Raw genomic sequence first — 7,378 nt, 5'->3', positions numbered from 1 at the left:
GTATGCACGAGATGAAGAGCTTGCCTAGCTCTCTAAGCGATGGTTTTTAGCAGGGGCCATTCATCTCCGGCGTTTCACCCAGACCTTAATCCATGGCAAGCTTATCGAGCGATTCTTCTGTCGAGTGTTCCGAAGTCGGTCCTAAATGGGCGGCCATTTCTTCAAGGAGCGCACTTTGATTCTCCAGATGCAAGAGGATCGCTTCGATTTCTCGCTCAGCCTTCACATTGATCTCAAAATCCGACTCGGCCCTGAGCTCGGTGTGACGCCCTTCGAGATTTTGCCCGATCATAATGAGCGGCATCAGAAAGATCTGAATCATGTTTGAGATAAAGAGCCACAGGACGAATGCGGGGAAGGGATCAAACCTCATATCTCGTGGCCCAAGGCTATTCCAAAGTAGCCAGAAGATCGTCCACGTAAAGATGACTATAAAAAAGCCCATCGTGCCGATATGGTTGGTAATCCACAGGGCGAGCCTATCAAGCTTGCTCAGGCTTTCTTTATGTTCCGCATTAACGTTACGGACGGGTGTACGCATCTTTTTCAGTTCCGCAAGCGAGGGAGCCTTTTTCCCCATCACCATCTATCCCCGTTTCTGCTTATCGTAAAATCACACATGTAAACAGGCGTTCTTGGTCAAGTCGCCGTACTGTTGTAACGATTTCGTCAAGCCGTGAGAGGATTACATCCTGAGACTGCCTGAATTCATCCCTTAAGTCTTCAAGATCATGTTTAGTTGCAACATATTTTAGAATATCTTCGTTCATAAGTACCTCCAGAGCAGTTAGCATAAACAGTATACCCGATATTATAATCAACTATCGACTCAACATTTATTAGGTTAGCGTTTATATTACATGCTGCCAAGTAATTGTGCTAATGTGCATTAGTGCTAATATGTCGATTTACACGACCGTTGCTACCGAACCTACCCCTCGTTTTTTTACCACCTCAATCCGCGCGGGGAAAAGTTCTTTGAGGTCTTCTAAGTGGGTTACGATGATTATCTTTTTGAAATCGTATTGGATTGTGCTGATCGCGTCGATCAAGCGCTCTTTTCCTTCTTCATCCTGCGTGCCGAAGCCCTCGTCGATTACGAGCGTTTCCAGGCGGGCGCCGGCGCGGCGGGCGAGGAGTTTTGAGAGGGCGATGCGTACGGCAAAGTTTATCCTGAAGGATTCGCCGCCCGAGAAGAGTTCATATTTTCTGTCGCCAAGCTCGCCGTCGGTAATGATGAGATCCAGTGTCTCGATCACGCCCCCGGTCTTCTGGTCCTTCTGCGTTACAAAGCGCAAGCTCATCTGCCCGCCGGTAAGTCTATGCAGGAGGTCGTTTGCTTCTTCTTCGATTTCGGGGATTGTGTTTTCGATGATGAGCGCCTGGATGCCCTTTTTGCTGAAGATAAACGCGAGCCTATCGTTGATCTCGGCTTCCCGCGCGACCTCTTTTCGCTCCTTAACAAGCTCCTCCTTTTTCTTCGCTTGTTCCTTGCAGGCATCGATTTTGGTTTGGGCGCCCGATCGCCGGTCAAGGACGGTCGCCTCGACTTCTTTTTTTGTTGCGAGCGCATCCTCGGCGGTTGCTATATCTTTGGTCGCATCCCGCAAGGCCGTGATTTTGTTTGAAAGGCTTTCGATTTTTTTTCTCTCATCCGCAAACGCGTTCAGTTTGGCTTCTTTTTGAGAGGAGAGGGTTGCAATGGTGGTTTCGGCTGTCAAAATATTTGCTTGCGCGTTCTCAAGATTTGCCTTTAGCTGCTCGTACTTTTGCAGGTCTCTAAGCCTCTGCTTGACCTTCTGGTGTTCGCTTGAAAAGTAGCCTAAAGCTTCGATTTCGCTTGATAATTTCTGCAGTTCTGATTGCTCGTCCTCGGCGAAGGCGCCCTGCACCAGCTTAAGGTTCAGCTTGCTGATCTGTGAGTTTAGCACTGTTATTTCTTCAGATGCCTTAGCAAAAGCTTTCAATTTCTCGGCAAGCTTTCCTTCAACAATCTTGAGTTCGTCTTTACCCTTGATCGTTTCTCCGAGGGATTTCCCTGTAGTTGTAAGCGATTCAAGCTCGCGCTCGAGGCGCGTGGAATCGCTACGGCCGGCATCTATTTGGGTTCTAATCGAAGCTACATCACGCTCGATCCCCGCGCTGATTGCATGCCTTTCATGGGTTTTAAGCGGTTTTTTGCAGAGCGGGCACGAGTCGTCGTCTTTTAAAAGACTGCGCCGTTTTTCTTCTTCGGCAAGCTTTGCTTCAAGAGCCTGAACCTTGGCATCAAGGCCGGCCTTTTGCTTTTGCACGTCGCTATATTTCTCGCGCATGGCGTTAAGTTCGGCTTCATACTTATCAAACTCACCGAGCCTGACCTTGTTGTTTAAGAGCGCGGCCTCAACGGATGAGCGCTGTGAGACCTCTTTGTCAAGGGACGCTTTTCGCTCTGTAAGGTGTTTGAGATTTGACTCAAGCGAGGTTCGCGCTTGCTCGATCGCTAGTTTTACCGCGTTGAGGTTCTTTTCGAGAGCCGCGTGCTGTTGCCCGGCAGCCGAAAGTTCTTCCTCCTTTTTTCTAAGAGAGACGAGTTCGCTATAACCGGCCCCGATCTCATCCTTCCTTGCGGTGAGTTCACGGGCCTTTATCGCGGTATGCTCAAGGGTTTTAAGCTGCTCCTCGATCGAGGCGATGTCCGCTTGAGCCTGAGTAGAGCGTGCGCTAAGTTCGGTAAGTTGTGCGGCCTTCATATCAAAGACCGCTTTCTCCTCACGAAGTTTTACAATCGCACCCTCGGCGTCCTTGATCTCTTGTTGCACAACTTGTAGTTCGGCGGTCGCTTCTTTTAAATCCTGCTTATAGGTAGGGAGATGCTCGATCTCCTGGTCGATATAGGAGATGCGGACGTCGATATCCTTAAGGCGGTCGTTGAGTGCCTTACGCTTTTCTTTGGCGAGCTCTTCAAGTTCGTCGTAGACCGAGAGGCCGAGTATCTCCGAGAGTATCTCTTTGCGCTCGTTCGCGCTTTTGACCATAAAAGTATCCGCATGCCCCTGCATGATAAAGGCCGAGTTGGCGAAGGTCTCGTAGTCCATCCGCAGTACCTTGTTGATGCTCTCCTGGGTGCGCCCAAGGGTTTCGCCGGTTAAGGGGCGGGGTTCACCGCCATCGAGTATCTGAAATTCAAGGCGCGAGACGCCGGTTTTGCTCTTACGCGAGCGCGATCGGATAACCCGGTAAATTTGCCCTTCAAGCTCAAAGGCAAACTCCACCTGCATGTGGGGTTCTTTGTGGTGGATGAGGTCGTCGGTTCCGCTGCCGCGTTTGTCCACCCCGCGCGCTCTGCCCCAGAGCGCCCAGGTAATCGCATCCAAAAGCGAGCTTTTCCCGTGCCCGTTAGGCCCGCAGAGCACCGCCGTATGGATGGATGAAAAACTAAGCGGCTCATCCATGTATTTATAGCTCATGAAATTAGTCAGTCTCAGCTCAACCGGTATCAAGTAGTTACGCCTTTCGTTGCATCAGCTCGTCGATGAGTTTTTGGCCGTATTCCGTGAGTTCCGCCTGGCGCTCGAGAAGGTCGTCTCTCGTTTTGATATACTCTGTGAGCGCTTTGGCGGGGGTTTGGCTTTCGGTGAGATGGGGATTTCTGGTCCTTGTTTCCTCGCCCGTGGCCTCGACGGCAATGTAGGCGATGAAGTAAGCACCGGAAAGTGCTTCGACAATCTCGTCTTTTCGTACCTGCTCTTTAAGTTTGGCCGGAACCTTTACGCGGACCCGTACCACGCAATCCCCGAGATCGTGCTTTTCGCAGAGGGAGCAGATCTCGGCCGTCGGGTCGTCGCTTTTGCATTCGATATCAAGTGTCACGAAGCGGCGCGCCGGCGTTTTGACGAACTCGTACGTGGTCGCCCCCCGCACCAGGTTAATCAGGCAAAACCCCTTGTCTTCCTTCTCCTCGCCAAAGTCCACACGGTCGATGCTTCCCGAGTAGACCAGGTGGGGATAGGCGCCCCGGCTTAAATCCTGGAATTTGTGGATATGCCCCAGTGCGATGTAGTCGAACTCGGGGCGTTGCAGGACGCTTGAGAGAAGCGTTACTTCGTTCCCGGCCAGGATGCTCCGCTCCTCGTTGCCAACCTTTGCGCTTGAGATACTTACGTGTGCGGTGAGTATCGCCGGCAGGGTCTGGTCGATATCCGCTGCTAGGATACTGACAAACCGCTCGATTTTTTGCGTAATAAGCTCGTTTAGTTCAGTCAAAGTTTTATTCTTGCTCTCTACGTCATCCTCTTTTAGTTTTGCGACAAGTTGGCTTCTCGAGAAATGAGGAATGGTTGCTACCTGTACCGCTCCTTGCTTGGTTTCTATAGTTAAAAGCTCAGCTAAACTTGCTACGATCACGTTATCGGTCTCAAGTGCGTTGTAGACCGCCATTGAATGCGCCTGTTTATCCATGTTGGGGAGGTCATGATTGCCAACCAGCAACACTACCTTAATATCCTCTTTCGTGAGCCTGCGTATTGCTCGTGCGAACTCACGTTGGAGTGTAGGATTGGGTTTTTGATTACGAAAAGCATCCCCGGCAAAGACAACGAGCGCTACGTTGTTCTCAATTGCAAAGCTCACCAAGAAGTTAAGTGACTTCAAAAAATCTATCACACGCTGGTTTAAGCCGGTCTTGGAATCGACCCGCCCGTAGTTCTCCACCCCGAGGTGCAAATCCGCAAAATGGATGACCTTGATGCCGTGTGCTTGCTGTTTAGTCGAAGACGATTTCGTCATTACCATATACCTGCTCGTTTAAATCGTCCCTTGCCTTTCGGCGTTCGATTTCGTCTCCAATTGCTCCGACCCCGATGCCCACTTCGTGGCAGAACCGCCCGTAATCTTTGGCGTCTATTACTACCGGCATTGGAAGTGCAAACCCGGTGAGCAAAAACTGCCTAGGCTCCAGATTATTGATCAGCACTTTTAGCGTACTCTGGCTGGGTAGCCCAGTGAGTACGGCGTTAATATCGCGCTCGTCGCCAAGGTCGCCGACGATGCGCGTGCCGACCTGCGAGAGTATCTCGTCGTCGATGCCGCTCGGTCGCTGGTCGATCAAGAGCAGCACCATGTTGTATTTTCGCATCTCCCGCGCGATTATCCCGAAGGTGGTTTGCTTTGCTACCTGCGGGTCGAGGAACTTATGGGCCTCTTCGATGGTAACCACCAGGGGTTTTGGACCTTCTATGCCATCGGCGCGGGCGCTGTCGGTTTTGTCTACATAAAGCTTATGCAGCCTGCGCGTTAAGATATTTGCAACCAGGATGTAGGCGAGCATCGAGTTGTAGCGCCCAAACTGAAAGACGATATGCTTGCCGTCCTGGATAAAATCCATAATGCGGGTAACCGTGTCGTCGGCCACCGAGTTCCTGATAAAGGGAAGCCTTTTAAGCCTGCTTAAGCACCGGTGGAGCTTACCGAGTGCCTGGTCGTTTACCTTGAGGTCCTCGACCACACCGGCGAATTCATCGGTATCCATCGTCAAAAATTTCGCCAGCCACTTGTCCTCGCCCCACTTATCCGAGAGGCGATACATCGTCTCAATACCGGCCTGTGTGAACCCTAACTCACCCGCGGCAAGCTCAAGGTCCGCTATTTCTATCTGGCTATAGGGTATTTGCACGTCAAAATCGGGGCGAATTCTATGATAGAGCGGCGATTTTGGATCTACCGTAAATATTGCGATCTTGCCGCCCAACAGCTGCTTGAGGCTGGGGTCGTCGATGCCGGCCTCGCTGGTCGCGCTCCAGCCGTACTCGCCGTGCATGTCGAATATGAGGTTGATTGCCATATCGCTTTTTACGAGATACCCGAGCACCATGCGTGCAAGCACGCTCTTGCCCGAGCCGCTCTTGCCGAAGATGGCGTTGCTTCGCTTGCAAAACCGCTCCAGGTTAAGGCATACCGGAACCTCCATAAAGATGGGCGAGCCGATCTCGGGATTAGTGATACCCGGTTTACCGAATATGAGGGCCACGTCGTCCTCGGTGGCCTCGCAAACGGGGGAGAAGTGTGGCGGCACCGTCGTCGAGGGGCGCGGCCGATCTTCCTCCGTGGGATTTTGCGCCGTTATGAGCATCGGCTGGATCGAGACTTTATAAAACGTGTTGATCCCGGCATGCACGAGCTTTGCGAAGTCGTCGCTTGGCGGGTTTAAGAGGATATCCTCGTTGGTCGCCTCAAGGGAAACGTCCTTGAGCAGACAAAAGAATTTATTCTGAACGCCATCGACCACGACCAGCCTGCCGACCGAGACACCCTCCACATTTACGTTTTCTGCAAGTTTCGCCTCAAGTCCGGAGAGGAGCGAGCCGGCTATCAGTTTGCCGATTTCTTGCGCTTTACCCGACATCGCTTATCCTCCTTATAATGCTTCGCGCTTTCTCGTATTCGTCTTTGAGAAGCTGGGCGATTGTTTGTCCCGCTCTTACCAAAAAGGCCCGGTCGCCCCCACGCTCGGCGTAGGCTAGGCGGATTGAGGCCGCCACAAGCTCCTCTACCGGAAGCCCGGGGAGGGCGTTGATGCTTCGGATGAAATCCAGGTCTTCGGTTAAATCAAGGATCTCTTGACTTTCGCAAGGATAGACAAAGCTATGAATCCTTGGCGGAAAAGGGGGGAGGTAGGCGCGGATACCGGCGCCATCGCTAAATCCGATAACCGCCGCGTCGAATTCAATCTTTAAAAACTCGGGCAGGTATGGATGTTGTCTTAAAAGCTCTTCACGCTCAAGGCCCAAGGCCATCGGTCGGCGGTTCGGGTCGGTATTTACCTCATGAACGTTATAAACGAGCCCGTAAATATTTGTGTCCTGGCTATCGGCCCTTACAAAACTCCCGAAGTGCGGCAGGTCTTCTAGCCCGGAGCTTTGCGCTAAAAATCTGGTCGTATAGACCTCTATAATTTCTCCGATTCGATCGGTTGTGCCGGAATATGTCATTTATATGAAGCCTCCCTTTTTGCGAAGGGCCTTGCGGGATTCTGCCGCCGGGATACCGTTTTTAACGAATACCTGGAAGATAAGCTGATCGAATGTATGCTTATCAGCCGATTTTACTACCGCCTGCTCGTGGGCCTCGGCCACTGCTACGGGGTATCCCGAGCCTTTATTCGCCTGGTCGAGGCAGGTGGCGTGCACCAATCCCACCATATCTTTATCGCGGGAGACCCAGCCCGGCAGCTCGACGCGGGCAACCTCTTTGCCGACGTTTATGTAAAAGAAGGCAACGCGCTCGTCGCCGTAGGCGTCCAGAATCTCTGATGTGCTTATAAATAGGGAAGAGCGCTTGCCGACACCAAGGAGGCGGCGGAACAGCCCGGCGTCCGTGACTCCATCTATTTTATCACAGG

7 protein-coding genes are annotated in these 7,378 nt (G+C 51.9%); all 7 read right to left on the bottom strand.

Going from position 1 to position 7,378, the window contains the following annotated elements; translation table 11 throughout:
• Window positions 1-85 precede the first annotated feature (85 nt).
• Window positions 86-586 (bottom strand): DUF1003 domain-containing protein, encoded by a 501-nt coding sequence (locus COY37_RS08100; protein WP_286977156.1) that lies wholly within the window; start codon window positions 584-586, stop codon window positions 86-88.
• Between the two features lie 16 nt (window positions 587-602).
• Window positions 603-770, bottom strand: a complete 168-nt coding sequence (locus COY37_RS08095; protein ID WP_286677835.1) for a hypothetical protein — start codon at window positions 768-770, stop codon at window positions 603-605.
• Between the two features lie 138 nt (window positions 771-908).
• Window positions 909-3,482, bottom strand: a complete 2,574-nt coding sequence (locus COY37_RS08090) for an AAA family ATPase (RefSeq protein ID WP_286677836.1) — start codon at window positions 3,480-3,482, stop codon at window positions 909-911.
• Window positions 3,483-3,486: 4 nt separating this feature from the next.
• On the bottom strand, window positions 3,487-4,767 hold the full coding sequence (locus tag COY37_RS08085) for a metallophosphoesterase family protein (RefSeq protein WP_286977154.1): 1,281 nt from the start codon (window positions 4,765-4,767) through the stop codon (window positions 3,487-3,489).
• Window positions 4,745-6,382 (bottom strand): ATP-binding protein, encoded by a 1,638-nt coding sequence (locus COY37_RS08080; protein ID WP_286677838.1) that lies wholly within the window; start codon window positions 6,380-6,382, stop codon window positions 4,745-4,747. Before COY37_RS08080 ends, COY37_RS08085 begins: the two co-directional genes overlap by 23 nt.
• Window positions 6,372-6,968 carry an HAS-barrel domain-containing protein gene (locus tag COY37_RS08075; protein ID WP_286677839.1) on the bottom strand — a complete coding sequence of 199 codons (597 nt, stop codon included), beginning with the start codon at window positions 6,966-6,968 and terminating at the stop codon, window positions 6,372-6,374. The genes COY37_RS08080 and COY37_RS08075 overlap by 11 nt, the downstream gene beginning before the upstream one ends.
• On the bottom strand, window positions 6,969-7,378 hold a 410-nt coding region (locus tag COY37_RS08070), incomplete at its 5' end, for a DNA double-strand break repair nuclease NurA (protein ID WP_286977151.1).

This window comes from Candidatus Aquicultor secundus, from assembly GCF_002791875.1.
GTDB lineage: Bacteria > Actinomycetota > Aquicultoria > Aquicultorales > Aquicultoraceae > Aquicultor_A > Aquicultor_A secundus.
Note: the sequence above shows the minus strand (reverse complement) of the source record. Positions and strands in the feature narration are given on the sequence as shown.

Coding starts and splice junctions, on each gene's coding strand:
- COY37_RS08095 (WP_286677835.1), bottom strand. CDS start 770: ATGAACGAAGATATTCTAAAATATGTTGCAACTAAACATGATCTTGAA.
- COY37_RS08080 (WP_286677838.1), bottom strand. CDS start 6,382: ATGTCGGGTAAAGCGCAAGAAATCGGCAAACTGATAGCCGGCTCGCTC.
- COY37_RS08075 (WP_286677839.1), bottom strand. CDS start 6,968: ATGACATATTCCGGCACAACCGATCGAATCGGAGAAATTATAGAGGTC.
- COY37_RS08100 (WP_286977156.1), bottom strand. CDS start 586: ATGGTGATGGGGAAAAAGGCTCCCTCGCTTGCGGAACTGAAAAAGATG.
- COY37_RS08085 (WP_286977154.1), bottom strand. CDS start 4,767: ATGACGAAATCGTCTTCGACTAAACAGCAAGCACACGGCATCAAGGTC.